This window comes from Allobosea sp. OAE752 (genome assembly GCF_050433265.1).
GTDB classification, from domain to species: domain Bacteria; phylum Pseudomonadota; class Alphaproteobacteria; order Rhizobiales; family Beijerinckiaceae; genus Allobosea; species Allobosea spartocytisi.
In genome coordinates this window covers 373293-399411 of record NZ_JBNPXO010000005.1, presented here as the reverse complement: position 1 = coordinate 399411, position 26119 = coordinate 373293, and the positions used below count along the sequence as shown (strand labels likewise).

The 26119-nt window shown below is 66.3% G+C and carries 30 protein-coding genes; 12 read left to right on the top strand and 18 right to left on the bottom strand.

The features are described from left to right. The 3 genes from GGC47_RS16105 (at window position 1) to GGC47_RS16095 (ending at window position 1592) form a co-directional block, all read left to right on the top strand. Entirely contained in the window at window positions 1-285 is a 285-nt protein-coding gene (locus tag GGC47_RS16105) for a hypothetical protein (protein WP_038368030.1), read from the top strand. A 225-nt stretch (window positions 286-510) separates the two neighbouring features. Then, complete coding sequence (locus GGC47_RS16100) at window positions 511-1233, top strand: AzlC family ABC transporter permease (RefSeq protein ID WP_038368028.1); 723 nt, start codon at window positions 511-513, stop codon at window positions 1231-1233. Beyond that, window positions 1230-1592, top strand: coding sequence for an AzlD domain-containing protein (locus GGC47_RS16095; protein ID WP_081925639.1), 363 nt, complete (start codon window positions 1230-1232; stop codon window positions 1590-1592). The genes GGC47_RS16100 and GGC47_RS16095 overlap by 4 nt, the downstream gene beginning before the upstream one ends. On the opposite strand, the gene GGC47_RS16090 is transcribed toward GGC47_RS16095, so the two are convergent. The 8 genes from GGC47_RS16090 to GGC47_RS16055 all read right to left on the bottom strand — a co-directional run bounded on the left by GGC47_RS16090 (window position 1589) and on the right by GGC47_RS16055 (window position 7386). Continuing rightward, window positions 1589-2473, bottom strand: coding sequence for a sigma-70 family RNA polymerase sigma factor (locus tag GGC47_RS16090; RefSeq protein ID WP_142020780.1), 885 nt, complete (start codon window positions 2471-2473; stop codon window positions 1589-1591). The genes GGC47_RS16095 and GGC47_RS16090 overlap by 4 nt on opposite strands. Window positions 2474-2495: 22 nt before the next feature. Continuing rightward, a complete protein-coding gene (locus GGC47_RS16085; protein WP_133563857.1) occupies window positions 2496-2963 on the bottom strand; it encodes a carboxymuconolactone decarboxylase family protein in 468 nt (155 codons plus the stop codon). A gap of 128 nt (window positions 2964-3091) precedes the next feature. Next, on the bottom strand, window positions 3092-3556 hold the full coding sequence (locus tag GGC47_RS16080; protein ID WP_142020781.1) for a carboxymuconolactone decarboxylase family protein: 465 nt from the start codon (window positions 3554-3556) through the stop codon (window positions 3092-3094). A 62-nt stretch (window positions 3557-3618) separates the two neighbouring features. Then, window positions 3619-4047, bottom strand: coding sequence for an HIT family protein (locus tag GGC47_RS16075; protein WP_038368020.1), 429 nt, complete (start codon window positions 4045-4047; stop codon window positions 3619-3621). Between the two features lie 88 nt (window positions 4048-4135). After that, window positions 4136-4906 carry a 2'-5' RNA ligase family protein gene (locus GGC47_RS16070; protein WP_142020782.1) on the bottom strand — a complete coding sequence of 257 codons (771 nt, stop codon included), beginning with the start codon at window positions 4904-4906 and terminating at the stop codon, window positions 4136-4138. Beyond that, complete coding sequence (locus GGC47_RS16065; protein WP_429068517.1) at window positions 4899-6137, bottom strand: GNAT family N-acetyltransferase; 1239 nt, start codon at window positions 6135-6137, stop codon at window positions 4899-4901. The genes GGC47_RS16070 and GGC47_RS16065 overlap by 8 nt, the downstream gene beginning before the upstream one ends. Further along, the gene (locus tag GGC47_RS16060) at window positions 6134-6913 is read right to left on the bottom strand and encodes a glycerophosphodiester phosphodiesterase family protein (RefSeq protein WP_142020783.1); all 780 of its coding nucleotides are present in this window, start codon (window positions 6911-6913) and stop codon (window positions 6134-6136) included. The genes GGC47_RS16065 and GGC47_RS16060 overlap by 4 nt, the downstream gene beginning before the upstream one ends. Beyond that, on the bottom strand, window positions 6913-7386 hold the full coding sequence (locus GGC47_RS16055; RefSeq protein ID WP_038368770.1) for a RidA family protein: 474 nt from the start codon (window positions 7384-7386) through the stop codon (window positions 6913-6915). The genes GGC47_RS16060 and GGC47_RS16055 overlap by 1 nt, the downstream gene beginning before the upstream one ends. 193 nt (window positions 7387-7579) lie before the next feature. On the opposite strand from GGC47_RS16055, the gene GGC47_RS16050 reads away from it, so the two are divergent. After that, on the top strand, window positions 7580-8446 hold the full coding sequence (locus GGC47_RS16050) for a cell envelope integrity EipB family protein (protein WP_185747829.1): 867 nt from the start codon (window positions 7580-7582) through the stop codon (window positions 8444-8446). Here the strand turns inward: GGC47_RS16050 and GGC47_RS16045 are convergent. Both GGC47_RS16045 and GGC47_RS16040 read right to left on the bottom strand, forming a co-directional pair. Beyond that, entirely contained in the window at window positions 8403-9737 is a 1335-nt protein-coding gene (locus tag GGC47_RS16045) for a DNA polymerase IV (RefSeq protein WP_142020785.1), read from the bottom strand. The genes GGC47_RS16050 and GGC47_RS16045 overlap by 44 nt on opposite strands. 12 nt (window positions 9738-9749) lie before the next feature. Then, complete coding sequence (locus GGC47_RS16040; RefSeq protein ID WP_112762061.1) at window positions 9750-10046, bottom strand: DUF3572 domain-containing protein; 297 nt, start codon at window positions 10044-10046, stop codon at window positions 9750-9752. 131 nt (window positions 10047-10177) lie between these two features. Here GGC47_RS16040 and GGC47_RS16035 point away from each other — a divergent pair, with 131 nt between their 5' ends. After that, window positions 10178-10546: a response regulator gene (locus tag GGC47_RS16035; RefSeq protein WP_038368004.1), complete on the top strand. Its 369-nt coding sequence runs from the start codon at window positions 10178-10180 to the stop codon at window positions 10544-10546. A 15-nt stretch (window positions 10547-10561) separates the two neighbouring features. Continuing rightward, the gene (locus GGC47_RS16030) at window positions 10562-11938 is read left to right on the top strand and encodes a PleD family two-component system response regulator (RefSeq protein WP_038368002.1); all 1377 of its coding nucleotides are present in this window, start codon (window positions 10562-10564) and stop codon (window positions 11936-11938) included. 627 nt (window positions 11939-12565) lie between these two features. Here the strand turns inward: GGC47_RS16030 and GGC47_RS16025 are convergent. The 5 genes from GGC47_RS16025 to rnr form a co-directional block, all read right to left on the bottom strand. Further along, window positions 12566-12793, bottom strand: a complete 228-nt coding sequence (locus GGC47_RS16025) for a hypothetical protein (protein WP_142020786.1) — start codon at window positions 12791-12793, stop codon at window positions 12566-12568. Window positions 12794-13183: 390 nt separating this feature from the next. Beyond that, the gene (gene rpmG / locus GGC47_RS16020) at window positions 13184-13351 is read right to left on the bottom strand and encodes a 50S ribosomal protein L33 (RefSeq protein WP_038367996.1); all 168 of its coding nucleotides are present in this window, start codon (window positions 13349-13351) and stop codon (window positions 13184-13186) included. Window positions 13352-13519: 168 nt separating this feature from the next. Beyond that, window positions 13520-14254, bottom strand: a complete 735-nt coding sequence (locus tag GGC47_RS16015; RefSeq protein ID WP_142020788.1) for an NUDIX hydrolase — start codon at window positions 14252-14254, stop codon at window positions 13520-13522. Beyond that, a complete protein-coding gene (locus GGC47_RS16010; RefSeq protein ID WP_038367989.1) occupies window positions 14251-14697 on the bottom strand; it encodes a DUF983 domain-containing protein in 447 nt (148 codons plus the stop codon). Before GGC47_RS16010 ends, GGC47_RS16015 begins: the two co-directional genes overlap by 4 nt. Further along, window positions 14694-17099: a ribonuclease R gene (rnr, locus tag GGC47_RS16005; protein WP_142020789.1), complete on the bottom strand. Its 2406-nt coding sequence runs from the start codon at window positions 17097-17099 to the stop codon at window positions 14694-14696. Before rnr ends, GGC47_RS16010 begins: the two co-directional genes overlap by 4 nt. A gap of 553 nt (window positions 17100-17652) precedes the next feature. Between rnr and urtA the strand changes: the two genes are divergently transcribed. The 5 genes from urtA (at window position 17653) to urtE (ending at window position 23551) form a co-directional block, all read left to right on the top strand. After that, window positions 17653-18942: an urea ABC transporter substrate-binding protein gene (gene urtA, locus GGC47_RS16000; RefSeq protein WP_370954173.1), complete on the top strand. Its 1290-nt coding sequence runs from the start codon at window positions 17653-17655 to the stop codon at window positions 18940-18942. A 199-nt stretch (window positions 18943-19141) separates the two neighbouring features. Then, complete coding sequence (urtB, locus tag GGC47_RS15995) at window positions 19142-20761, top strand: urea ABC transporter permease subunit UrtB (RefSeq protein WP_112762064.1); 1620 nt, start codon at window positions 19142-19144, stop codon at window positions 20759-20761. Then, window positions 20758-21897, top strand: a complete 1140-nt coding sequence (gene urtC / locus GGC47_RS15990; protein ID WP_142020790.1) for an urea ABC transporter permease subunit UrtC — start codon at window positions 20758-20760, stop codon at window positions 21895-21897. Before urtB ends, urtC begins: the two co-directional genes overlap by 4 nt. A gap of 4 nt (window positions 21898-21901) precedes the next feature. Continuing rightward, window positions 21902-22666, top strand: coding sequence for an urea ABC transporter ATP-binding protein UrtD (gene urtD, locus GGC47_RS15985; RefSeq protein WP_038368765.1), 765 nt, complete (start codon window positions 21902-21904; stop codon window positions 22664-22666). Between the two features lie 189 nt (window positions 22667-22855). Further along, window positions 22856-23551: an urea ABC transporter ATP-binding subunit UrtE gene (urtE, locus tag GGC47_RS15980; RefSeq protein WP_038367982.1), complete on the top strand. Its 696-nt coding sequence runs from the start codon at window positions 22856-22858 to the stop codon at window positions 23549-23551. Window positions 23552-23615: 64 nt separating this feature from the next. On the opposite strand, the gene GGC47_RS15975 is transcribed toward urtE, so the two are convergent. From GGC47_RS15975 to GGC47_RS15965, 3 genes are all read right to left on the bottom strand, one after another. Then, on the bottom strand, window positions 23616-24020 hold the full coding sequence (locus tag GGC47_RS15975; protein WP_038367979.1) for a carboxymuconolactone decarboxylase family protein: 405 nt from the start codon (window positions 24018-24020) through the stop codon (window positions 23616-23618). Then, complete coding sequence (locus GGC47_RS15970; RefSeq protein ID WP_142020791.1) at window positions 23956-24384, bottom strand: MerR family transcriptional regulator; 429 nt, start codon at window positions 24382-24384, stop codon at window positions 23956-23958. The genes GGC47_RS15975 and GGC47_RS15970 overlap by 65 nt, the downstream gene beginning before the upstream one ends. Before the next feature lie 100 nt (window positions 24385-24484). Further along, on the bottom strand, window positions 24485-24949 hold the full coding sequence (locus GGC47_RS15965; protein ID WP_112762066.1) for an Lrp/AsnC family transcriptional regulator: 465 nt from the start codon (window positions 24947-24949) through the stop codon (window positions 24485-24487). Between the two features lie 157 nt (window positions 24950-25106). Between GGC47_RS15965 and GGC47_RS15960 the strand changes: the two genes are divergently transcribed. Then, window positions 25107-26117: a 1-aminocyclopropane-1-carboxylate deaminase gene (locus tag GGC47_RS15960; protein ID WP_142020792.1), complete on the top strand. Its 1011-nt coding sequence runs from the start codon at window positions 25107-25109 to the stop codon at window positions 26115-26117. The last annotated feature ends 2 nt before the right edge of the window (window positions 26118-26119 follow it).

Sequence of the window (26119 nt, the reverse complement as noted above, 5' to 3'; positions counted from 1 at the left end):
GTGCTGTTCAGACGGAAGACTGCGACGCTGGCGACCGAGACCGGCGAGGTCGCGACCGAAACCGCCGCGCCACCGCCGCGGCAGAAGGAAAAGCTCGGCTGGTTCGAGAAGCGCAGCCGCCGGCGGCGGCGGCGCATCATTTTCGAGGAGGTGCTGGGCTGGATCCTGGTCCCGGCCTTCATCTATCTGATCTATCTCGGCATCAAGTCGGTCGGCGGCATCCCCAAGGAGCTGGTCGACTTCGCCAACGAGCTGATCGCCATGGCCCTGAAGGGCAAGGGCTGAGGCGGCGCCGTCATCCCGCGCGCGGCGAAGCCATGGCTCGTCGCTGAACCCTGCGGCTGTGCGGTGCTCGCGGATTCCGGTTCGCCGCCTGGTTCCCTTTGCAACTACCGCAGGGCAGGCCGGCTTGCTGATGTCTATGCAAGCGTCGGCTGCGTGAACGATAGAGGAGAGGGCTCCGGATTCGCCGGGACCTGAACCCTCCCGAGCCTTCCCGCCGATGACCGCATGAGCGTATCCGCCGATTGGAGCTGGCAGCGCGTCGCGTTGGCCGGCATGCGCGACGCGCTGTCGCTGCCGGCCTGGATCGTCGGCTTCGGCCTGGTCGGCATCGGCTCTCTGGCGCGCGATGTCGGCTATCCCGTCGGCAGCGCGGTCCTGTCCACCATTCTCGTCTGGGCCGGCCCCTCTCAGGTGCTGTTCTTTGCCTCGATCGCGGCGGGCGCGGCCTGGAGCGCGATCGCCATCGCGATCGGCTTTGCGTCGTTGCGCTTCCTGCCGATGACGGTCGCGATCCTGCCCTTGCTGCGCCGCCCCGGCCAGAGTGTCTGGCTGCAGCTCCTGCTGGCGCATTACGTCGCCGTCACCGCCTGGACCGAGGGCCTGCGGCGGCTGCCGGCGATCCCGCTGCACCAGCGCGTTCCCTATTTCCTCGCCTTCGCCAACACCTGCATGGCGGTGAGCGCGCTCGGCACCTTCGCGGGCTATTATCTCGTCGGGGCGCTGCCCTTGCCGTTCGCCGCCGGGCTGCTCTGCCTCACGCCGATCTTCTTCCTCGTCTCGCTCACGGCGGGGCTGCGCCATCGCGGCGACGTGGTCGCGTTGATCCTCGGCCTCGTGCTGGCCCCGATCTGCGAGCGCTTCATCGGCGGCGGCTTCGACCTCATCGTGGCCGGACTCGTCGCCGGGACCATCGCGCTCTTCGTCGGCAAAAGGCGAAAGACGGCATGACCCAGCCCATCGCCTGGCTCGACGGGCCGTATTGGCCCTATCTCGCGCTCTTTCTGTTCGCGGTGCTGCCGACGGAGATCTGGCGTTGGCTCGCCGTGGTCTTCGCGCGCGGGCTCGGTGCCGAATCGGCGCTGCTCGACTGGGTCCGCGCCGTTGCAACCGCGCTGCTCGCCGGCATCGTCGCCAAGCTCATCGTCTCGCCGCCGGGTGCGCTGGCTCACGCGCCGCTGCTGATACGGATCACGGCGCTGGCCGCCGCCGTCGCCGTCATGGCGATCGATCGGCGGCGCATGATGCTGGCGGTGCTGATGGGAGAGGCGGTGCTGATCGGTGGCGTCTGGCTGTTCGGAGCGGTCTAGCTGCCTTTGAGGCGGTCCCGCACCGGGCCGAGCTTGTCCGGGTTGCGGATGACGTAGATCGCATGGACCTGGCCATCGCGGATATCGAGCACCACGGCCTGCTCGGTGTCGGTTTCCGTGCTGATATAGCCGGGCATCCCGTTGATCAGCATCGGCTCGTAGCGTGGAGCGAAGCCCTGCTGCTCCGATTTGCGGGCGAGGCCGGCGAAGAAGCGGCCGATCTTGTCGCGCCCGAAGATCGGGTTGAGCACCGAGCTCGCCTTGCCGCCGCCGTCGCCATGCAACACCGCATCCTGCGCGAGCAGCCCCTTCAGGGCTGTGGGATCGGTGCTGTGGGCCGCTTCGAAGAAGGCGATGGCGTAGCGGCGGGCCTCGTCCGGCGAGAGCGGGTGGCGAGGCGCATCCTGCCGCGCATGCCGGCGCGCCCGTGAGACGAGCTGCCGGCACGCCGCCTCGCTGCGCCCCAGCGTGTCGGCGATGTCGGAGAACGGCACGTCGAACACGTCGTGCAGCAGGAAGGCGGCGCGCTCGAGCGGCGACAATCGCTCCAGGGCGAGCTGCAGCACATAGGGAATGTCGAGATTGTCCTCGTCGCGGGAAGGGCCGCCGATCTCCTCGATCAGCGGTTCCGGCAACCAGGCTCCGACATAGTTCTCACGCCGCCGCCGGGCCGATTTCATCAGGTCGAGGCAAAGCCGCGTCACCACGCGCCCGAGCCAGGCGCGCGGGTTCGCCAGCGCTTCGGGCGCGGATTCGTGCCAGCGCAGCCAGGCATCCTGCACCACATCCTCGGCGTCGCTGAGCGAGCCGAGCATGCGGTAGGCCAGGCGCGTCAGATAGGGCCGGTGAAGCTCGAAGCCGGCGGCGGTGGCGTCCGTCATGAAATCCCGTGTATACGGATTCCTAGGCTGCCGCAGCCTTCGGCGCCCTGTCATTGGGGTGGTGCAAACGGAAGCCGATCGCGATCCGATTCCAGACATTGATCGCGCCGATCAGCAGGGTGAGCTTCACCATTTCCTCCCCGCTGAAATGGCGCAAGACTTCTTCATAATCGGCATCCGGCGCATGGGTCTGCGACACCAGCGTCAGCGCCTCGGTCCAGGTCAGGGCGGCGCGCTCGCGTGGCGTATAGAGCGCGGATTCATGCCAGGCGCTCAGCAGGTAGAGCCGGGCCTCGCTCTCGCCGGCCTTGCGGGCGTCGGCGGAGTGCATGTGCAGGCAATAGGCGCAGCCGTTGATCTGCGAGGCCCGCATTTTCACGAGCTCGATCAGGCTGTGCTCGAGGCCGGAATTCGCGACCGCCTCCTCGAGCGCCATCATCGGCTTCAATGCATCGGGGGCGGTCGTATAGGGGTTGAGGCGCTTATTCATGGCGGTTCTCGCTGGCATCGGACCGAAAAGTGGAAGCCACTTTTCGGGGAAATCCGATGAGATGACAGAGATAGCGGTTGCCGGCCCGCAGGTTCTGCCTGTGGCCCGGCCCGGTCAAGGCGTGAGCGTCAGGCGGCGGCCTTCGCCGGCTTGTCGGCCGGATGGCGCGTGCGGAAGCCGGCATTGATCCGGTTCCAGCTGTTGATCGCGCCGATGGCGAGCGACAGGTCGACGCATTCCTTCTCGCTGAAATGCGCGCGCAATTCCGCGAAGGCCTCGTCGCTCGGCGCGCCTTGCGAGAGCCGGGTCAGCGCCTCCGTCCAGGCCAACGCCGCGCGCTCGCGCGGGGTGTAGAGTTCCGATTCGTGCCAGGCGTCGAGCAGATAGAGCCGGGCCTCGGTCTCGCCGGCCTTGCGCGCATCGGCGGCGTGCATGAGCAGGCAATAGGCACAAGCGTTGATCTGCGAGGCCCGCATCTTCACCAGCTCGAGCAGGCTGTGCTCCAGCCCGCATTCATTGATGTAGGTCTGCGTCTTCAGCATCGCGTCGATCGCGCCGGGCGCGGCCTGAAAGGCGTTGAGGCGTTGGCTCATGGTTCGTCTCCATCAGTTGATGAAGACAGGACGAGGCAGCCTGCGCCGCTGTGACATGCTCCTCAGGAATTTTTCAACGCGGCGCGAATCTTCTCGGCATGGGCGGCGAGGATCTCCGGTTTTTCCATCGCGCCGGTATGGGGCCTGAGCGCCACGCCCTCGAAGCGCGGCATGACATGGACATGCAGGTGGAACACGACCTGGCCGCCGGCCGACTCGTTGAACTGCTGGATGGTGAGCCCGTCGGCGTCGAAGGCGGCCTTCACGGCATGCGAGAGCTTCTGCGTCGTCAGCGCGACGGCCTTCAGCGCCTCGGGCGGGGCGTCGAAGATGTTGCGGCAGGGGGCTTTCGGGAGCACCAGCACATGCCCGTCGGCGCGCGGCATGATGTCCATGATCGCGAGCGTCTCGGCGTCCTCGTAGACGGTCTGGGAGGGCAGTTCGCCACGCAGGATCTTGGCGAAGACATTGGACGGGTCATAGGCGCTCATGGCGGGTCCGGCTGGTTCGACGAAGGTGTCGCAACCTGTGGCCCGGCCGCCGGGGCGTCAAGGCCGGGGGGCCGCCGGCGCCCCTGCGTCAGCCGCCGAGCGGCAGTGTCTCCGTGATCTGCGAGTCGAGCACGAGATCGTCTTCGGCGCCGAGCAGCCAGAGTTCGCGCAGGGTGAAGCGCAGCAGCGCCATGTCCCGCCAGCGTTCGATGAGAGCGGCGAGGGCGGCCGTCTCCGCCGCATCGAGATCCTCGGTCAGATTGTAGAGTCCGACGAGCCAGAGATCGCCCGGAGGCCGTCCGAACGCCGCCTGGACCTTGTGCAGCATGTTCGCCCCGTCCCGTTTCTGCGGATAGATGGGAAGATAGAGGCGTCCGCGATTGACGTTTCCGGAGAACAGCCCGCGCAGCTCGACCGTGAAAGGAGCGATCGCGGCCAGTGCCCGGCGGGTTTCAGGCGCGATGACGGGCGGCTCCCCCACGCCGAGCGAACCGCAGATGGTCGCATGCAGCTTGTCACGCCGCCTTGGAAGCAGGTCCCAGGCGATCTTGCCGGCGAAAGGCGCCGCTTTCAGCGCGCTTTCCAGTTCGCGGAAGGCCGGTGAGGCTTGCAGGGTCGCGTCGTCGACCGGCAGCACCAGCGAGAACACGCGCGAATGCCGGCCCATCTCGTAGAACTTGCCGTCCTGGCGGGGAATGACGCGCGGATGGTCCGGCGCCGCCAGCGGCAGATGCGCCAGCCGGTAGCTCTCGTCGAGCGTCAAGGCTTGCGAGAAATCGCTCAGGCTGCGGCGATAGCCAAGCTCGGCGTCCGTGCAGAACAGCAGCGGGCTCACAGGCTCGACGGGGCCGTCAGTCATTGTCACCTTCTGTCTTCCGAAACGGTCCGTCCGCCTCCAGCGCCGCCTGCGCGGCTGCGATCTCCGCGCGTTCCTGCGCCAGATAGTTCGCGACCGGCCGGCGCAGGCCGGGATCGGCGATGTGATGCAGCGAGCGGGTGATGACCGGCCGGTAGCCGCGCGCCAGCTTGTGCTCGCCCTGCGCCCCGGCCTCGACCCGGGCGAGCCCATGCGCGATCGCGTAGTCGATGGCCTGATGGTAGCAGACCTCGAAATGCAGGAAGGGGTGGTCCTCGATGCAGCCCCAGTTGCGGCCGTAGAGCGTGTTGGCGCCACGGAAATTGATCGCACCGGCGATATAGCGTCCGGCCCGTTTCGCCATGATCAGCACGACCCGCTCGCCCATCGCCGCGCCGACCCGCGAGAAGAATTCCCGGTTGAGATAGGGCCGGCCCCATTTGCGCGAGCCGGTGTCCTCATAGAAGCCGTGGAAATCGTCCCAGACGGCTTCCGTCAGGTCGGAGCCCGACAGAGCCTCGATGGTGATGCCGGCCGAAACCGCCTCGCGCCGCTCGCGCTTCAGCGCCTTGCGCTTGCGCGAGGCCAGCGTGGCGAGAAAGTCGTCATAGCCAGCGAACCCTTCATTCCGCCAATGGAACTGCAGATCGTTGCGCTCGAGATAGCCGGCCTGCTTCAGCGCCGCGACATCGGGCTCCTGCGCGAAGGTGACATGGACGGAGGAGGCCTGTGTCTGCCCGCGCAGCGCCTCCAGCCCTGCGATCAGGGCTGCGCGCGCTTCCTCGGCGCGCAGCGTATCGGCGACGAGCAGGCGCGGACCGGTCGCAGGCGTGAAGGGCGCGGCGACCTGGAGCTTGGGATAGTAGCGCCCCCCGGCGCGCTCATAGGCATCGGCCCAGCCATGATCGAAGACATATTCGCCCTGGCTGTGGCCCTTCAGGAAGCTGGGACTCGCGGCGAGGATCTGCCCGCTCTCATCCTCGACGACCAGATAGGCCGGCGACCAGCCCGAGCGGCCGCCAATGCAGCGGCTCTCTTCCAGCGCGCTCAGGAATTCATGGCTGACGAAGGGGTTGTCGCGGTCGATGCCGGTTTCCGCGGATGGGGAGCAGGGCGCCGCGAGGGCGTCCTGCAAGGCATGAGGATTGGCGCAGGCGTTCCACGCGCCGGCGGGCACGGCCTTGAGCGAGGTCGCAACGCGGACGCTGAGACTGTCGCCCGGGCCGTCGCTCAAGGGCGAAAGCCCTCGAACACCATCTGGTCGGCGAAATCGGCCGCCCGTTGCCGTTCCTCCGGGGTGCGTACCGTCCAGCTCATCAGCGGCATCCCGATGACGTTGCGGCAGAGATAGGGCGCGGCGCTTTCGAGGTCCGTGACCTTCCAGGACAGGAAGTCCGGCCGGCTTTCGGTGAAGTGGAGCAAATTGGCGAGCGCATGCTTTCGTTCGGGCGAGAGCTTGTCGTAGTCGCCGTAATCATAGGCATTCATCGCGACGATTCCGCGGGGGATCTGCGGCGCGAGCGTGCGCAAGGCGGTCACGATCTCGGGATCGAAGGATTTGATCACGATCGGCTGGCCCGCATGGCCGGCCAGCACCTCCACCGTGCGCCGGGTCAGGGCGAGATTGCCGTCGAAGCGGCTCTTGATCTCGATGACGAGAGGAACGCGCCCGCCGATCAGGTCGAGGAAGGCGGAGAGCGTCAGGATCGGGTCGCTCGAACCCTTGAGCGTGATCTTGCCGAGTTCGGCCGCCGTCTTCGCCACGACCGCCCCGGTCTCGCCCGTCAACCGGTCGAGCACGAAATCGTGGAACACCACCGCCTCGCCGTCGGCGGTGAGCTGCACGTCGCATTCGATGCCGAAGCCGCCGGCGATGGCCGCCTTCGCCGCCGAGGGGCTGTTCTCGATCACGCCGGCGGAGAGATCGTGCAGGCCGCGATGGGCGATCGGCTTTGCCACCAGCCAGCCGAGATCGGGCCGGCTGGCGCCCTTTGCGAGGCCGGCGCTCATCAGGCGATCTCGAACATGGCTTCGACTTCGACCGCGGCATCGGCCGGCAATTCGGCGACGCCGACCGTCGAGCGGGCATGACGGCCCTTGTCGCCGAGAACCTCGACCATCAGGTCCGACGCGCCGTTCATGATCGCCGGCAGGGCGGAGAAATGCGGGGCGGCGTTGATGAAGCCGCCGAGGCGGACGCAGCGCACGATCCGGCCGAGATCGCCGTCGAGCGCGGCTTTCGCCTGGGCGAGCACGTTAATGGCGCAGAGCCGTGCCGCTTCCAACCCCGCCTCGTTGAAGATCTCGGCGCCGAGCTTGCCCTTGTGCTTGTCGGAGAGCTTGCCGTCGAGGCCGAAGCAGAGCTGGCCGGAGATGACCAGCAGCTTGCCCGTGATGACGTAGGGCACGTAGTTGGCGATCGGCGCGGCCGGTGTCGGAAGGGTGATGCCGAGTTCGGCGAGCTTGGTATCGACGACGTTCATGGTCTTGGCTCCGTCTGGCTGCGCGAACGAGGGCAGGGGCCTTTCATGGCCGATGGCCGGACGGCTCGCAAGCGCCGCGGCATGCCGCGCGGGCAGGGCTGCCACGGCACGGAAGCCGAGGCCATTTCGCCTTGTTTGCGCCATTGCCGCAATGCACCTAGATTTCGCTGACAGGAAGCGGACAAGCGACATCATGAGCGGAAGTCTATTCGGCCTTGCGGGGCGGGTTTGCGTGGCGGCGCTGCTGCTGGCGGGCGGGGCGCAGGCGCAGAGCGCCTCGCAGGACACGGCCGCGCCGAAGGGCAATGCGGCCGACCGGGTGGTGCTGGCGCCGCATCGCGCCGTCTACGACCTCGTTCTCGACGGCGCCAAGCCGTCCGGCAACATCGAGGCGGCGAAGGGGCGGATCGCCTTCGAGTTCACCGGCGACGCCTGCGAGGGGTACGCGCTTTCGTTCCGGCAGGTGACGCAGCTCGGCACCGAGGCCGGCCCGCGCGTCGTCGATGCCCGCACCACCAGCTTCGAGGCCGGCGACGGCGCGAGCTACCGTTTCAAGACGGAAAGCTCGTCGGGCGGCGCCCAGCCCGAAACGGTCGACGGCACGGCCGAGAAGGCCGGCGGCGGCTATGAGGTCAAGCTGCGCCAGCCCAAGGCCGAGGCCTATCGCGAGCCGAACGACGCCCTTTTCCCCAATGCGCAGATGAAGGCGGTGATCCAGGCCGCGCGCGCCGGCAAGACCACGCTGAACGTGCGGCTCTATGACGGCGCCAACAGCGGCAAGGAGGTCTACGACACGCTCTCGATCATCGGGAAGCGCATCGAGGCCGCGCCGTCCGAGAAGCCGTTGCAGCGTCCGGAATTCGAGAAGATCGCCCGCTGGCCGGTTTCGATCTCCTACTACAAGGTCGGCGCAGGCGAATCGACGCCGTCCTACACCATCTCCTTCGAGCTCTACGAGAACGGCGTCACCGGCGCGATCCATCTCGATTACGGCAGCTTCGCCCTGCGCGGCACGCTCAGCCGTCTGGACCTTCTTCCTCAGGAGCCTTGCGCGAAATAGCCGGTGCGCTCGACGGGCGCTGTGGCAGCCTGAGGTTCAGGCCCCGGCCGATCGAAGCATCGCCGAAGCGAGCACGCAGCTTGTCGAGCGCGCCCTCCATGGCCTTCAGCCGCGGCGTGGCGGTATCGGCGAGATCGCCATGGTCGGCCTCGGCCGGCGGGCTGAAATCGCTCGCGCCGATGCCGATCAGCCGGTAGCGTGGGCCGGTGCATTCCCGCTTCAGCAGGTCGCGCCCGGCGGCAAAGAGCCGTGCGGCGAGCTGCGTTGGCTCCGGCAGCCGGGTCGCGCGGGTGATGCTGTGGAAGCTCGCGGTCTTGAGCTTCAGGGTGATGGTCCGCCCCGCAAGCTCCTGAGCCTTCAGCCGTTTCGAGGTCTTCTCGCAGAGCCGCCACAGGATCGGCTCCAGCTCCTCGAAACCTGAGAGATCGACATCCAGGGTCGTCTCGCTGGAGACGCTCTTGGTCTCGCGCTCGGGCGTGACCTTGCGCGGGTCGATGCCGTTGGCGAGCTTCTTCAGCCGCGGCCCGTCCTTGCCGGCGAGGCGGAAGAGCTTCTCGTCTTGAGCCTCGCGCAGGTCGCCGATCAGCTTGAAGCCCCCCTCCGAGAGCTTGGCGACACTCGCCGGCCCCATGCCGGGAATGAGCCCGACCGGCTTGTCGGCGAGGAAGGCGACGGCCTCGGCCCGCCCGATGATCGAGAAGCCGCGCGGCTTGTCGAGGTCGGAGGCGACCTTGGCCAGGAACTTCGCATAGGACAGCCCGACCGAGATGGTGATGCCGAGCGTGTCCTCGACGCGCCGGGCAAAGCGCGCCAGCGTCTCGGCGGCGCTGGCATGGTGCAGCCGCTCGGTGCCGGAGAGGTCGAGGAAGGCCTCGTCGATCGAGAGCGGCTCGACCAGCGGCGTGAGCTCCCGCATCATCTGCCGGACCTCGCGGCCGACCGAGACGTATTTCGCCATGTTCGGCTTGACGACGACGGCGTCCGGGCAGGCCTCCAGCGCCTTGAACATCGGCATGGCCGAGCGCACCCCATAGGTGCGGGCGATGTAGCAGCAGGTCGAGACGACGCCGCGCTTGCCGCCGCCGACAATCACCGGCTTGTCCTGCAGGCTCGGATCGTCGCGCTTCTCGATCGTGGCGTAGAAGGCGTCGCAGTCGATATGGGCAAGGCTTAAGCGATCGCGCTCGGCGTGGCGGATCAGCCGTGGCGAGCCGCAGGTCGGGCAACGCCGCAGCGGGCCCACGGCCTCGTGGTCGTTCAGGCAATCGCGGCACAGGCTGCGCACGCGCAAAACCCCGCTCGTTCAGGCGAATTCGCCGGGGCCAGGCGCGTCCCCGGCGAGCCGGCGGCGTGCCTCGGCCACGATTTCCGGATTCAGCCTTAAATTTTCGGCAAATTCGAGCAGGAGCGAATCGCTCGATCCGATATGATCGAGCACGGCGGCGAGGAAGCCGGGTTCACTGGCGGCAGCGCGCAAATTCGCGGGATCAAGCCCGGTCGTGGCCAGGAAAGGCCCGATTCGCTCGGGTTCGGCGGCGAGGAAGCCCAGCGCCTGGACCGCCAGCGCCTCGGCGTCGGGAAAGCTTTGTCGCGGTGCCATCGGCCTCTTGTCGCATATTCGATTTGCGTTTCGTCAACTGCTGTCATGCTAGCACATTTAGCGAACGAAGCCGCCAGGCCGAAGCTCCGACGCAAGTCGGATTTTGGCGGCGCAGCACGAAGGGCGGCCGAATGAAGACGGTTCTGATCGTCGAGGACAACGAGCTCAACATGAAGCTCTTCAACGACCTGCTCGAGGCGCATGGCTATGCCACGCTCAAGACCTCGGATGGGATCGAGGCCATCGAGCTGGCCCGTACCCATCGGCCGGACCTGATCCTGATGGACATCCAGCTCCCGGAGGTTTCGGGGCTCGAGGTCACGAAATGGATCAAGGAGGATGACGACCTCAAGGCCATCCCCGTCATCGCCGTCACCGCCTTTGCGATGAAGGGCGACGAGGAGCGCATCCGCGAAGGCGGCTGCGAGGCCTATCTGTCGAAGCCCATCTCGGTAGCGAAATTCCTGGAGACCGTCCGCGCCTATGCCGGCGCTGCCTGAGTCGAAAGCCCTTCCATGTCCGCTCGCGTCCTCATCGTCGACGACGTTCCCGCCAATCTGAAGCTGCTGGAAGCGAAGCTTTCGGCTGAGTATTTCGACGTGCTCACGGCGACGAGCGGCCCTGACGCGCTGGCGATCTGCGAGCGGGGCGAGCCCGACATCGTGCTGCTCGACGTGATGATGCCGGGCATGAACGGCTTCGAGGTCTGCCGCCGCCTGAAGAGCACGCCGGTGACGGCGCATATTCCGGTGGTGATCGTCACGGCGCTCGACCAGCCGCGCGACCGCCTGCAGGGTCTCGATGCCGGGGCCGATGATTTCCTCACCAAGCCGCTCGACGATGTCGCGCTCTTCGCGCGGGTGCGCAGCCTTTCGCGGCTAAAATCCATGACGGACGAGTTGCGCAACCGCGCCGCCGCCTCGCGCCGCCTCGGCATCGCCGATCCTCTGGTGGCGGCCGCCGCCGAAACCGGCCTCAACGGGCGGGTTCTGCTGGTCGAGGACCGCGTCTCGGTCGCCGAGCGCCTGCAGAGCGCGCTTTCGGCCTTCCATCTCGTCGAGGTCGAGCCCGATTCCCAGCGGGCGGCTGTGCGGGCGGCGGAAGAAGATGTCGACGCGGTCCTGATCAGCCTCGACCTGCAGGGGCAGGACGGCTTGCGCCTGTGCAGCCAGCTCCGCTCGCTCGACCGCACCCGTGACATCTCGGTGCTGCTGATGGGGGAGGCTGAGGATCGGGGCCGCATCCTGCGCGGGCTCGACATCGGTGCGCATGATTTCCTGATCCGCCCGATCGACCGCAACGAGCTGCTCGCCCGCGTGCGCACGCAGGTGCGCCGCAAGCGCTTCACCGACCGGCTGCGCGACAGCCTGCAATCCTCCATGGAAATGGCGGTGCTGGACCAGCTCACCGGGCTGCATAATCGCCGCTTCATGGACACGCGCCTCGCCGCGATGTTCGACGAATCCGCGCTGAGGGCCCGCGCCCTGTCGGTGATGGTGCTCGATGTCGACCACTTCAAGGTGGTCAACGACAGCTGGGGGCACGATGCCGGCGACGAGGTGCTGAAGGAATTTGCCGACCGGGTGCGCGCCTGCACGCGCGGCATCGATCTCGTCGCGCGCATGGGCGGCGAGGAGGTGGTGGTGGTTCTGCCGGAAACCGGCCCCAAGGCGGCCTATGCCGTGGCGGAGCGCATTCGCGAGCGCGTCGAGAACACGCCCTTCGCCATTTACAACAACAGTCGCGAGATCCCGGTCACGGTCTCGATCGGCGTGGCGAGCCGCAAGGCCGGCGACGCCTCCTCCGCCGATATCGTGAAGCGCGCGGACGACGCGCTCTATCGGGCCAAGGCCAGCGGCCGCAACCGCGTGATTGCCGCCAACGCCGCTTGAGGGCGTTTCCGCATCCAGCGGATGAAGTCTTTCCGCTAAGCCGCTGCGCCGATTCGTGAAACGTGACCTTGAGTCAGTGCGTGCAGCCTCAAGCTTAAGCTTAGCAGGTAAGGTTAAAAATCGATGAACAATGGCGAATCGGTCGTATTCGATTGATTCGTTTCAGTCAGATTGTAAGTGTTTCCGCAACGCAGCGGCATCGCTGCTCGGCAATGCCCCTCGGAGACTCAGGTCCGCCGCATCTCCTGGGAAACCGAAGGGCTCGGCCGGTCGGCAGCGGAATTCTGGCCTCCTCAGAACCGTCGCCGACCGGCCACCTCATCTCCGGTAGCGGTGGCAACAGATAAAGCCGCAAGCCCATGCTTCGCCGCTTTCAGCGCGACGGGATGCCTATCCCGGAAAATAGTGCTGGAAGAGCGCAGGCAGCCAATAGCCGGCGGCAGCGAAGCTTCCAAGCAGGCCGATCAATCCAAGCGCCGCTGCGATTCTCTTGCTGAGAAAGCGCGACGAGTCGATCTCGACGAGCAGCTTCAACAAGTGTCGCGCGAGACCGCTCGTCCTGTGATGCGCCTTCCCATCCTCTTGATTCGCCAAAGAAAGCACTCCGTGATCGGTGCCGGTAAAACTCTAGCGGCGCGTGCCAAGCCGAAACAGCGCTGCTCCAGCAAATAGCGTGTCGAGCAGCCGATTAACAGGCTTGCCTGCGAAAGCGTTGCGAGTGGCCGCGTCTTGCGCGGCGCCGGCGCGCTGCAGGCTGGCACCAAGCGGCAAGCGTGGCGGCGGCGGAGCCGCCGACGCATCGGCATCGAACGACAGCCCTAAATTCGCCATGCGCTCGACGATGCTGGTGGCCATGAGGCTCCTTGCTGCATCAACTCTCGTCCTCGCTCTGGGTGCTTGCGCGAGCACGCCCGAGCCCATCGTCGAGGATCGCTCTCGCTGCGATGCCTACGGCTTCCAGCGCGGGACGGACGCCTTCGCGAACTGCGTCATGACGGCCGATCGGGATCGCCAGAAGCGGAGCGAACGGCAGTTCGACCGTGGTGGCTACCCCAATCCCCAGGAAGAATAGCCGGGGGCTCCGTCCCGCGGCGGAGGAGGCGGTCGCCGGTGCCGGCTTCACGCGGTTCCGGAGCGGTCGCCGCGGCCTGGCGGATTGTTTTGCGAAGCTCGGGCCACCCGAAAAGCAAAAGCCGCCCTGGCGGGCGGCTTTGCAAAAAGCATCCAGATCTGAAGGCGGGTGCCTTACTTGATCTTGGTTTCCTTGAACTCGACGTGCTTGCGCGCGACCGGGTCGTACTTCTTCTTCGACATCTTCTCGGTCATCGTGCGCGAGTTCTTCTTCGTCACGTAGAAGAAACCGGTGTCGGCGGTCGAAAGCAGCTTGATCTTGATCGTCACGGCCTTGGCCATGGGCTTATCCTCGAACCATGCGGGCCGCGGATGGCCCTCAGAAAAGAAAATGGCCGGGCAGACCCGGCAAACCGTCAGCGCGGGAGATGCCGCAAAGGGCCGGCGAAGTCAAGGAAGAATAGCGTGGCCGGATGTGCGCTTCATCCGGGAATGCGGCCTCGTCGCGCTTCAAAGCTCCTCGCGCACGAAGCTGCCGCGCTTCTCCCAATAGAACGGCACCGGCAGATAGGGCGCGAATCCGCCTGCGATCCGCGCTTCGACCTCCTGGATGATGACCTTGGTGATGCTCGGCAGGTCGAGCGCCTTGGCCTCGTCGAAATCGACCCAGACCAGGTCGGTCAATTCCGAATCGGGTCCCGTCACCCCGTCGATCTTCTTGGCCAGGGCCGAAGCGTCGATGGTAAAGAATCGCGTGTCGAAGCGCTTCGGCCGGCGCGGCGGTGTGATCGCGCGGGCGACGAAGGTGATGGCGGAGAGATCCGGGAACACGCCATGGCCGGCGAACTCGCTCCAGCTCCCCTCGGGCGCCAATTCGGGCACGCCGAATTCGTCCGAGCCGAAGAGCAGGCCGGTTTCCTCGAACGTCTCCCGGACCGCCGCCAGCGCCAGCGCGCGCGCCTTGCTCGCGCTCGGCCGCACAGCGCGCTTGAGCAGCCGGTCCTCGCAGATCTGCGACAATGCGCCGGTCGCCACCATGCGCCGGTCGCCGTCGTCTAGGCGGCCGCCGGGGAAGACATATTTGCCCGGCATGAATTTGTGGCTCTCATGGCGCTTGCCCATCAGCACCTTGGGCCGGGCGCCGTTGCGATCGATGATCAGCATCGTCGCGGCGTCCTTGGGGCGCAGGTTGACGGTGACGCGCGCGCGTTCGGCCTGGGTCAGGGTGACGGTATGGTCGGTCATGGATTGCGTCCGCGGGAAGGCAGGGGCTGGCGCTCGGGCTGATCGGCTTCGCCGCCGAAGCCATGCATCCGCAAGGCCCATTGCAGGCCGATGACGCCTCCCTTCACCGGCTGCATCAGGGCAAGGCAGAGGATGATCGTCAGGGTGGGCCACAGCGCCATGTGCCACCACATCGGCCAGTCGCCGTATTTCTCGGCGAGCAGCAACCCGCCGACCACGACATGGCCGACGATGGTGATAACGATATAGGGCGGCAGGTCGTCGGCGCGCTGGTGGTAAAGGTCCTCGCCGCAAGCCTCGCAGCGGTCGACGGGCTTCAGGAAGGCGCGGAACAGCCGGCCCTCGCCGCAATGCGGGCAGCGGCCCTTGACGCCGCGCGTGATCGCCCCGCGCCAGTCGCGCAGGCCGGCATCGCCGGCAGGACCGTGAAACTGAACGCTCATCGGCGCCTCTTGCCCGGCCCGCTCTTGCCCGGCCTGGTCTTGCCTGTCCGGCCGAAGGAGGCGGCGGGTCGGCTCGTTCCATATGGCGTGCCGCCACTTCGCTTGCCAGCGCGTCCGGTCGCCACGGTGCGGCCGGCCGAGAGCAGCTCGAAGCGCAGCGCGCCTGCGACCGGCGCCGCCTCGACGAGCTTGACATGGACCTTGTCGCCGAGCCGCCAACTCTCGCCTGTGCGCTCGCCGATCAGCGCATGGGCCGCCTCGTCATAGCGATAGTAGTCGCCGCCCAACGTGGAGGCCGGGACGAAGCCGTCGGCACCGGTGCCGTCGAGCTTCACAAAGAGCCCGGCGCGGTTCACCCCGCCGATGCGCCCGTCGAAGCTCGCGCCGATCTGGTCGGCGAGGAAATGCGCGATCAGCCGGTCGGTGGTCTCGCGCTCGGCCGCCATGGCGCGCCGCTCCGCCGCCGATATGCGGGTCGCGACCTCGCGCAGTTCCGCAAGCGTGACGCTCTTGGGCAGGCCGTCATCGCCCAGCTTCAGCGCCGTGATCAGGGCGCGATGCACGATCAGGTCGGCATAGCGCCGGATCGGCGAGGTGAAATGGGCGTAGCGGCGCAGATTGAGGCCGAAATGCCCGTAATTCTCCGCGACATATTCGGCCTGCGCCTGGGTCCGCAGCACCACCTCGTTGATCAGCGTCTCGTTTTCCGAGCCCTTGATCATCCCGAGGATGCGGTTGAACAGCACGGGCCTCAGCGCCCCGTCCTTCGGCAGCTTGATGCCGATCGAGGCCAGGACCTCGCCGAGCGCGCGCATCTTCTCGAGCGAGGGCTCGTCATGGCAGCGATAGATCAGCAGGCTCCCGGCCTTCTCCAGCGTCTCGGCGGCCGCGACATTGGCGAGGATCATGAACTCCTCGATCAATCGATGTGCCGCCAGCCGCTCCGGCACGATCACGCGCTCGACCGCGCCGTCGGGCTTCAGGACCAGCTTGCGCTCGGGCAGGTCGAGTTCGAGCGGCTGGCGCTGGTCGCGGGCACGCGCCGCGATGCCATAGGCCGCCCAGAGCGGCATCAGCACGCTCTCGCGGATTGGGCCGGTCTTCTCGTCCGGCGTGCCGTCGATGGCGGCCTGCGCCTGCTGGTAGGAAAGCTTCGCCGCCGAGCGCATCAATACGCGGTGAAAGGAATGGCTCTTCTTCGAGCCGTCCGCCTTCAGGACGAGCCTGACGGCCAGCGCCGGCCGGTCCTCGTTTTCACGCAAGGAGCACAGGTCGTTGGAGATCCGTTCCGGCAGCATCGGCACGACGCGGTCGGGGAAATAGACCGAATTGCCTCGTTCCAGCGCCTCGCGGTCGAGCGCCGAGCCGGGCCGCACATAGGCCGCGACATCGGCGATGGCGACGGTGACGACGAAGCCGCCGGGATTATCGGGGCTCTCGTCCGGCGCGGCGTGGACCGCGTCGTCATGGTCCTTGGCGTCGGCCGGGTCGATGGTGACGAGCGGCAGCTCGCGCCAATCCTCGCGGCCCTTCAGGCTCGCGAGCGGCGCCTCGGCGGCTTCCTTGAGGGCCGCCGGCGGGAATTCATGTGGGATGCCGTGGGCATGGATCGCGATCAGGCTGACGGCGCGCTCCGACTTGAGCGAGCCCAGCCGCTCGCGCACCTGCGCCTCCGGCGGGCCGAAGCGGCTCTCGCGGCGGAGCGAAACCGAGACGAGATCGCCGTCCTCGGCCTCTCCGGTGCGTCCCTTCGGGATGATCGCCTCGCGCCCTTGCGCCTTCTTGTCGATCGGGACGAGCCGGCCGGAACCGTCGGGCAGGGCCCGGAAGATGCCGAGCACGGCGGCCTTCGCCTTGCCCATCACTTTCAGCACATGGCCGGAATAGGCGAAGCCATCGACACCGCGCAGCCGCGTCAGCTTGAGCAGGACCTGATCGCCGACGCCGGGGGCAGGGCGTGCATCCTTCGGCTTGCGCCGGCCCTCATGCCGGTTCTCGATCAGGATTCGCGGCGGCGCGCCGTCATCGGCCTCGTTCCATTCGAGCGGCTGCGCCACGAGATCGCCGTCGCGATCCCGGGACTTCACCTCGCAGAGCAGGACCGGGGGCAGGGCGCCGCGCGGATGCACCGGGCGCTCCTTGCCGTCGCCGCCGATCTCGCCTTCCTGTTCCATCTCCCGCAGCAGGCGCTTGAGCCAGATCTTGCCGCCCTGGTCGAGGCCGAAGGCACGCGCGATCTCACGCCGCCCGACCTCGCGGCCGGCGGAACGCTCCTCCTCGATGAAATCGAGGATCGCCTCGCGGCTCGGTTCAGGCACGTTCACGGGGCGCCGCTCGTCAGGATGGGAAGGATATGAACCACACCCGACTGTCTGCCACGGCCGGCGAGCAAGTGCCAGCATTCGCGAGACGAAAAGAAGAAGGGCCGCCCTTTCGGACAGCCCTTCCATTGTCGAACCGCGATCCAGCGAACCGGATCAAAGGTGCGAAAACTCACGCGGAACACGAACCCCAGCAAGAAGAGGTCCAGGTCCACCCGCCTTGCACCAGCGGCTGATGACAATGAGACACTGGATCACCTCCTTTCAGTTGTTACCGACCAGAAGAGGCTAGGGTGATTCTCGGCTCCACGTAAATGCCAAAAAAAGCGCTGTCCGCTGCGCCGTGAGCGGCGTGTTTGCGGGCTAAATTTCAGGCGGATGGTGCGGTGCGCAATTAGCAGGCAGTGGGTTTGCCTGTAAAATGAGCAGAAATGATCGATATGACCTGATCATTGCGTCGGGGCCCCCTCTTTCGCAGGAAATGCGGGGTTTGCTGACCTAGCGGCAGAGATTTGCGCGACGACCCGTTCGGTGAGGCCGGTTGGCATGTGGCTTGCGATACCTGCCTTCGGGCCGGGGAGGCCTGTCGGTGCCGATCGCGGCGCCGCTCAACAGGAATATTCGGGAGCAGCCCGTGAACAGCAATCGTCGCGAATTCCTCGGCACCGCGCTCGCGGGCGCCGCTTTCCTCGGTTCCTCCTATCTGCCGGCGGCGGCGCAGCAGGAGACCATCAAGGTCGGCATCCTGCACTCGCTCTCGGGCACGATGGCGATCTCCGAGACGACCCTGAAGGACGTCATGCTCATGCTCATCGAGGAGCAGAACAAGAAGGGCGGCGTCCTCGGCAAGAAGCTCGAGGCCGTGGTGGTCGATCCGGCCTCGAACTGGCCGCTCTTCGCCGAGAAGGCGCGCGAGCTGATCACCAAGGACAAGGTCGCGGCCACCTTCGGCTGCTGGACTTCCGTGTCGCGCAAATCGGTGCTGCCGGTCTTCAAGGAGCTCAACAACATCCTGTTCTACCCCGTCCAGTACGAGGGCGAGGAGAGCGAGCGCAACGTCTTCTACACCGGCGCGGCCCCGAACCAGCAGGCGATCCCCGCCGTCGACTATCTCGCCAAGGAGGAGAAGGTCGAGCGCTGGGTGCTCGCCGGGACCGACTATGTCTACCCGCGCACGACCAACAAGATCCTCGAAGCCTATCTCAAATCCAAGGGCGTGAAGCCCGAGGACATCATGATCAACTACACGCCCTTCGGTCATTCCGACTGGCAGACCATCGTCTCCGACATCAAGAAGTTCGGCTCGGCCGGCAAGAAGACGGCCGTGGTCTCGACCATCAACGGCGATGCCAACGTGCCGTTCTACAAGGAGCTCGGCAACCAGGGCATCAAGGCGACCGACATTCCCGTCGTCGCCTTCTCGGTCGGCGAGGAGGAACTCGCCGGCATCGACACCAAGCCGCTCGTCGGCCATCTCGCCGCCTGGAACTATTTCGAGTCGATCAAGACGCCGGAGAACGAGGCCTTCATCAAGCAGTGGCAGGCCTTCACCAAGAACCCGAAGCGCGTCACCAACGACCCGATGGAGGCGCATTACATCGGCTTCAACATGTGGGTGAAGGCGGTCGAGAAGGCCAAGTCGACCGACCCCGACAAGGTCATCGACGCGCTGCCCGGCATCGAGGCGCCGAACCTGACCGGCGGCATCTCGAAGATGCTGCCCAACCACCACATCACCAAGCCGGTCTTCATCGGCGAGATCAAGGATGACGGCCAGTTCGACGTGGTCTGGAAGACCTCCGGCCTCGTTCCGGGCGATGCCTGGTCGAAGGAGCTCGACGGCTCCAAGGATCTGGTCGGCGACTGGGTCGAGAAGAAGTGCGGCAACTTCAACGTCAAGACCAACAAGTGCGGTGGCGCCTGAGATCATGAGGGGGAGGGGCGGCACGGGAAATATCCCGGTCGTCCCTCGTATCTCGCCTCGTATCTCGCCGTTCCATCGCGGTTGCTCGTCCCGCTCCGTCATCCCGGCGGAGCGAAGCCTAGAGGCGGGATCGATGCCTGAGCTTTTCGGGGAAACGCCCGGATCCCGGGTCGCCCTGCGGGCGCCCGGGATGACCTGAATGCGGAAGCCGGTCTTGATGTCCTTCCTTTATCGCCTGCTGCATCTCGGAGTGATCGTCGTCGCGCTGGTCGCGGCCTCGATCGCCTCCTTCGCGCAGACTGCCGACGAGGCCTTCACGCGCCTCGCCGCCGACAGCTATTCCGACACGACGCGCGCCGTCGAAATCCTGGTGTCGACCGCCCATCCCAATGCTGCGCTGATCGTCGAAGCCCTGAACGACGGGCGCCTGCTCGCCGGCCCCGGCGGCGTCGTGCTGAAGACCCCGACTGGTGGCTTCGTCGACGCCAGGACCGGCGCTGCGCTTACCGCCGCTCCGGCGGATGTGAAGACCGTTCGCCTCAACAACGCGGTGCGGCGCACCGTGCAGGCCGCGCTCGGCGGCCTGAGCCTGCTCAATCCTGAACCCGCGAAACGGACTGCCGCGGCCGAAGCGGTCTTCAAGTCGCGCGATGCCAGCCTCCTGCCCATCGTCGAAGCCGCCATCGGCAAGGAGACCGATCCGCGCGCGCTCGCCGCCCTGCGCCAGGCCCAGGCCGCGATCCTGATCGCCAAGCCCGATGCCGCCCCGCTCGACCGCCTCGGCGCCATCGACCTGCTGCGCGAGCGCGGCGACCAGGATGCGCTGGCGACGTTGCGCTCGCTCGCAGGCGAGGCGACCCCGGCGCTCAAGGACGCGCAGGCGAGGGCGATCTCTGCCATCGAGGGCCGCCTGCGTCTCTGGGCCATGGCGCAGAACCTCTGGTACGGGCTCTCGCTCGGCTCGGTGCTGCTGCTGGCCGCCATCGGCCTTGCCATCACCTTCGGTGTGATGGGCGTCATCAACATGGCCCATGGCGAGATGGTCATGCTCGGCGCCTACACCACCTTCGTGGTGCAGGAGATCATCCGGGCGAACGCGCCCGGCCTGTTCGATTGGTCGCTGGCCATCGCCTTGCCGGCGGCCTTCATCGTCTCGGGTGCAGTCGGCATCGCCATCGAGCGCGGCGTCATCCGCTTCCTCTATGGCCGGCCGCTCGAAACATTGCTGGCGACCTGGGGCATCAGCCTGATGCTGCAACAGGCGGTCCGTACCGCCTTCGGCCCGACCAACCGAGAGGTCGGCGCCCCTAGCTTCATGTCCGGCGCCTTCGATCTCGGCGGTCTCGCCATCACCTATAACCGGCTCTGGATCATCGTCTTCGCGGGGCTGGTCTTTGCGGCGCTGCTCGCCATCCTGAAGCTGACGCCGATGGGGCTGCAGATGCGCGCCGTCACCCAAAACCGCCGCATGGCCTCTGCGATGGGCATCCGCACCGGCCGCATCGACGCGCTGACCTTCGGGCTGGGCTCCGGTGTCGCGGGTTTGGCCGGCGTCGCGCTCTCGCAGATCGACAATGTCAGCCCCAACCTTGGCCAGAGCTACATCATCGATAGCTTCATGGTCGTGGTCTTCGGCGGCGTCGGGAACCTATGGGGCACGCTGGTCGGCGCGATGACGCTCGGCGTCGCCAACAAATTGCTCGAGCCCTATGCCGGCGCGGTGCTGGGCAAGATCGCGCTCTTGGTCTGCATCATCCTCTTCATCCAGAAGCGCCCGCGCGGCCTGTTCGCGCTCAAGGGCCGGGCGGTGGAAGCATGATCACCCGCTTCCTCCTGCAGAAGATGGACCGTCGCGGCGGCATCTTTCTCGCGATCCTGCTCGGCCTGGCCGTGCTGGTGCCGCTTTCGAACCTGCTGCTGCCGGCGTCCTCGCCCTTCCACGTCCCGACCTCGACCATGTCGCTCTGGGGCAAATATCTCTGCTACGCGCTGCTCGCGGTCTCGCTCGATCTCGTCTGGGGCTATTGCGGCATCCTCAGCCTCGGCCACGGCGCCTTCTTCGCGCTCGGCGGCTACGCCATGGGCATGTATCTGATGCGCCAGATCGGCTCGCGCGGCGTCTATGGCAACCCGATCCTGCCCGACTTCATGGTCTTCCTGAACTGGCAGGAATTGCCCTGGTACTGGTACGGCTTTTCGTCCTTCCCCTTCGCCATGCTGATGGTGCTGGCCGTGCCCGGCCTGCTCGCCTTCGTCTTCGGCTGGTTCGCCTTCCGCTCGCGCGTCACCGGCGTCTATCTCTCGATCATCACCCAGGCGTTGACCTATGCGCTGCTGCTCGCCTTCTTCCGCAACGATATGGGCTTCGGCGGCAACAATGGCCTGACCGATTTCAAGGACATCCTCGGCTTCAACATCCAGGCGCAAGCGACTCGTGCCGCTCTGTTTTCGCTGACCTGCGTCATGCTTGCGGTCGGCTTCCTGATCGCGCGCGGCATCGTCGTCTCGAAGCTCGGCAAGGTCGTGATCGCGATCCGGGACGCGGAGTCGCGCACCCGCTTCCTCGGCTACCGGGTCGACCGCTTCAAGCTCTTCGTCTTCACCGTCTCGGCCTGCATGGCGGGCGTGGCAGGCGCGCTCTACGTGCCGCAGGTCGGCATCATCAATCCCAGCGAATTCGCCCCGGCCAACTCGATCGAAACGGTGATCTGGGTCGCGGTCGGCGGCCGCGGCACGCTGGTCGGCGCAGCGCTGGGCGCGGTCGTGGTGAACTGGGCCAAGACGGTGTTCACTTCGGGCTTCATGGCGCCTTACTGGCTCTTCGCGCTGGGCGGTCTCTTTGTCGTCGTCACGCTCTTCCTGCCCAAGGGCATCCTCGGCACGGCCGAGGCGCTCTGGGCGCGCCGCCGCAAGCCCGATCAGACTCCGGCAGCCGAGCCGGCCCCGGCGGAGTGAAGCGATGAACGCTCCCGTGCCCGGCGCACTCACCTCCTCGCTGCTCTATCTCGACGGCGTCAGCGTCTCCTTCGACGGCTTCAAGGCGATCCGCGGACTGTCTCTGACCATAGAACCGGGAGAGATGCGCGCCATCATCGGCCCCAACGGCGCCGGCAAGACCACGATGATGGATATCATCACCGGCAAGACCAAGCCCGATGTCGGCACGGTGATGTTCGGCGGCTCGGTCGATCTCACCAAGCTCGACGAGGCCGCGATCGCCAATCTCGGCATCGGCCGCAAGTTCCAGAAGCCGACGGTGTTCGACTTCCACACCATCGAGGACAACATCCTGCTCGCGCTGAAATCGAAGCGCACGGTCGGCAGGACGCTGTTCTGGAAGACGGAGGAGCCCCAGCAGAAGCGCATCGACGACATCCTCGGCATCGTGAAACTGGCCGACAAGCGCGACCGGCTCGCGGGCTCGCTCTCCCACGGACAGAAGCAATGGCTCGAGATCGGCATGCTGCTGGCGCAGGACCCGAAGCTCCTGCTCGTCGACGAGCCCGCCGCCGGCATGACCGATGGCGAGACGGCGCAGACGGCGGTGCTGCTCAAGGAGATCGCCAGGGATCATTCGGTGATCGTGGTCGAGCACGATATGGGCTTCATCCGCGAACTCGGCGTGAAGGTCACGGTCCTGCATGAGGGCTCGGTTTTGGCCGAGGGCCCGCTCGACCAGGTCAGCGCCAATGAGCGCGTCGTCGAAGTCTATCTGGGGCGGTGAGATGACGCTGTTCTCATCCGGCTCAGTCCGTCTGCTGATCCTCACCGTCATCCCGGACAAGCCGCGAAGCGGCGCCGATCCGGGATCCATCGGAGGGCTCCGGAGGCTTCCGATGGATCCAGGAGTTCCGCTGCGCTGCGTCCGGGATGACGCGGTGTTTCCTTGCGATTCCGGCGAGGGGGCGTCCTCATGCTGACCGTCGACGCCATCGACCTGCACTACGGCGCGGCCCAGGCACTGCGCCGCGTCTCCGTCACCGCGGAACCGGGCAAGGTCACCTGCGTGATGGGCCGCAACGGCGTCGGCAAGACCTCGCTGATGCGCGCCATCGTCGGCCATCAGCCGATTTCGGCCGGCCATATCCGTTTCGACGGGGAGGACATCTCGACTCTGCGCAGCGAGGATCGCGCGCGGGCCGGCATCGCCTATGTGCCGCAGGGGCGGGAGATCTTCCCGCTGCTGACGGTGAAGGAGAATTTGGAGACCGGCTTCGCGCCGCTGAAGCGCAGGGAGCGCTTCGTCCCGGATGAGCTCTTCGACCTGTTCCCCGTGCTGAAGTCCATGCTGGGCCGGCGCGGCGGAGACCTCTCGGGTGGCCAACAGCAGCAGCTCGCCATAGCGCGAGCGTTGGTCACCCGGCCCAAATTGCTGGTTCTGGACGAGCCGACCGAGGGCATCCAGCCCTCGATCATCAAGGATATCGGCCGCGCCATCGACTATCTCCGCCAGAAGGGCGGCATGGCGATCGTGCTCGTCGAGCAGTATTTCGACTTCGCCCGCGACCTCGCCGACACGATGTTCGTGATGGACCGCGGCGAGGTCGTGCTGTCCGGCCCGATGAACGAGCTCGACGGCAACCAGGTGCAGAGGCTGATTCAGGTCTGAGGGGCGGACCCGCTGATTACCAGATCCGCTGATTAAGAGTCAGCGGCTCCGATGCAGCCTCTCGTCAGGCGGCGAGATCACGCGCCGCGAAGACCTCTTTCGCCGCGAACAGCCCGTTGAGCGCGGCCGGAAACCCGGCATAGACGGCCATCTGGATCAGGACCTCGGTGATCTGCTCTCGCGAGAGGCCGACATTCAGCCCCGCCTCGATATGCACCTTGAGCTGCGGCGCGGCATTGCCCATCGCCGCAAGGGCGGCGATCGTCGCGATCTCGCGCGAGCGCAGGTCGAGACCGGGCCGCGAATAGATGTCGCCGAAGGGAAATTCGAACACATAGTCCGCGAAATCGGGTGCGATGTCGGCGAGCGCCGCGATCACCTTGTGGCCTGCTTCGCCGTCGATCTCAGCGAGCGCGCGCTTGCCGCGTTCTAGCCGGCTGGTTTCGGCGTGAGCGTTGATGTGCGTCATAGTCTTCTATCCTGTTCTCGGCGCCGGCATAGCCGGCGATCTTGGTGTCGAGGACGAGAAGGCAGGCGTTGAGCTCTGCGATGCGGGCGCGGACCTGCTCGCGGTGGCGCTCCAACTGGGCGCGGCGCTCGGGTTCCGTGCCGGCACCCTGTTCCCGCAAGGCGGCGTAGCGCAGCATCTCGCGGATCGGCATGCCCGTGGTCTTGAGCCTGCCCAGGAACTCGATCCAGGTCAGGATCGAGGCATCGTAGTCGCGTTGGCTCGACCGGTCCCGGTCGGCATAGGGCAGGAGGCCGATGCGCTCGTAATAGCGGATCGTATGGGCCGTCAGCCCCGAACGCCGGGCCAGTTCGCCGATCTTCATGCCGTTCTTCTCGTCGTGACGCCCGGGAAGCTACGAGTTCGAGTGCGCTCTAAGTCAATGCCGTCGACGCGCTTTTTTTGGGGGAGGACCGCGCGATCCCTCAGAACACCAGCGGCGCGTTGTCCACGACCTCCTTCATCACGAAGAAGGTGCGCGTTTGTCGCACGCCCGGCAGCGCGATCAGCCTGTCGGCGTGGAGCTTGTTGAAATCGGCCATGTCGCGCACGCGGATCTTCAGGATGTAGTCGAAATCGCCGGCGACGATGTGGCAGTCGAGCACCAGCTTCATCTCGCGGATCGCCTCCTCGAAGGCGCCGAAGCTTTCCGGCGTCGAGCGGTCCAGCACCACCCCGACGAAGGCGAGCGTGCCCATCTCGACCTTCTTCGGCGCGATCTGAGCCCGCACGCCGGTGACGTAACCCTCGGCGAAGAGGCGCTGGATGCGGCGATGGCAGGTCGCGGCGCTGGTGTTCACCCGCTTGGCGATCTCGGCATTGCCCATGCGCCCGTCGCTTTGCAGCAGTCGCAGAATCCTGAGGTCGGTTTTGTCGAGCGTCTGATCCATGAAAGATTCTTCCGAAATATGGCTCAGTTTCTGATTGCAGGAGTCACAGAATTGCTTATTGCGGCGGGAGTGCAATAGAAAGAGGGCTTATTTCGGAAGGACGTTTCGAATCGATTTTGTTAGCTTTCTCCGGTGTTTAACGGAGCAAGCAAGACCCATGCTGGAGAAATTCGAGCGCTATCCGCTCACCTTCGGGCCGTCGCCGATCGAGAAGCTCTCGCGGCTCTCAGCCCATCTCGGCGGCGCCGTCGAGCTCTACGCCAAGCGCGAGGACTGCAATTCGGGCCTCGCCTTCGGCGGCAACAAGCTGCGCAAGCTCGAATACATCGTGCCGGACGCCATCGCCTCCGGCGCCGACACGCTGGTCTCGATCGGCGGTGTGCAGTCGAACCACACCCGCATGGTCGCGGCCACGGCGGCCAAGATCGGCATGAAGTGCCGGCTCGTGCAGGAAAGCTGGGTGCCGCATGACGACGCCGTCTATGACCGGGTCGGCAACATCCTGATGTCGCGCGTGATGGGCGCCCATGTCGAGCTGGTCGATGAGGGCTTCGACATCGGCATCCGCGAAAGCTGGGAGAATGCGCTGGCCGATGTGAAGGCTAAGGGCGGCAAGCCCTATGCGATTCCGGCCGGCGCCTCGGTCCATAAATTCGGCGGGCTCGGCTATGTCGGCTTTGCCGAGGAGGTGAGGGCGCAGGAGGCCGAACTCGGCTTCAAGTTCGACTATATCGTCGTCTGCACCGTCACGGGCTCGACCCATGCCGGCATGGTCGTCGGCTTCGCCAAGGACGGCCGCCAGCGCAACGTCATCGGCATCGATGCCTCCGCCACGCCGGCCCAGACCAAGGCGCAGGTCCTCGAAATCGCGCAGAAGACCTCGGCACTCATCGGCGGCAAGGACATCACCGCCGATGACATCATCCTCAACGAGGACTACGCCTACCCCGTCTACGGCGTGCCCTCGAAGGAAACGATCGAGGCGATCCGCATGTCGGCGCGGCTCGAGGGCATGATGACGGACCCCGTCTATGAGGGAAAATCCATGCAGGGCATGATCGATCTGGTGAAGAAGGGCTTCTTCCCGGCCGGTTCGAAGGTGCTTTACGCCCATCTCGGCGGCGTGCCGGCGATCAACGGCTACAGCTACACCTTCCGCAACGGCTGAGC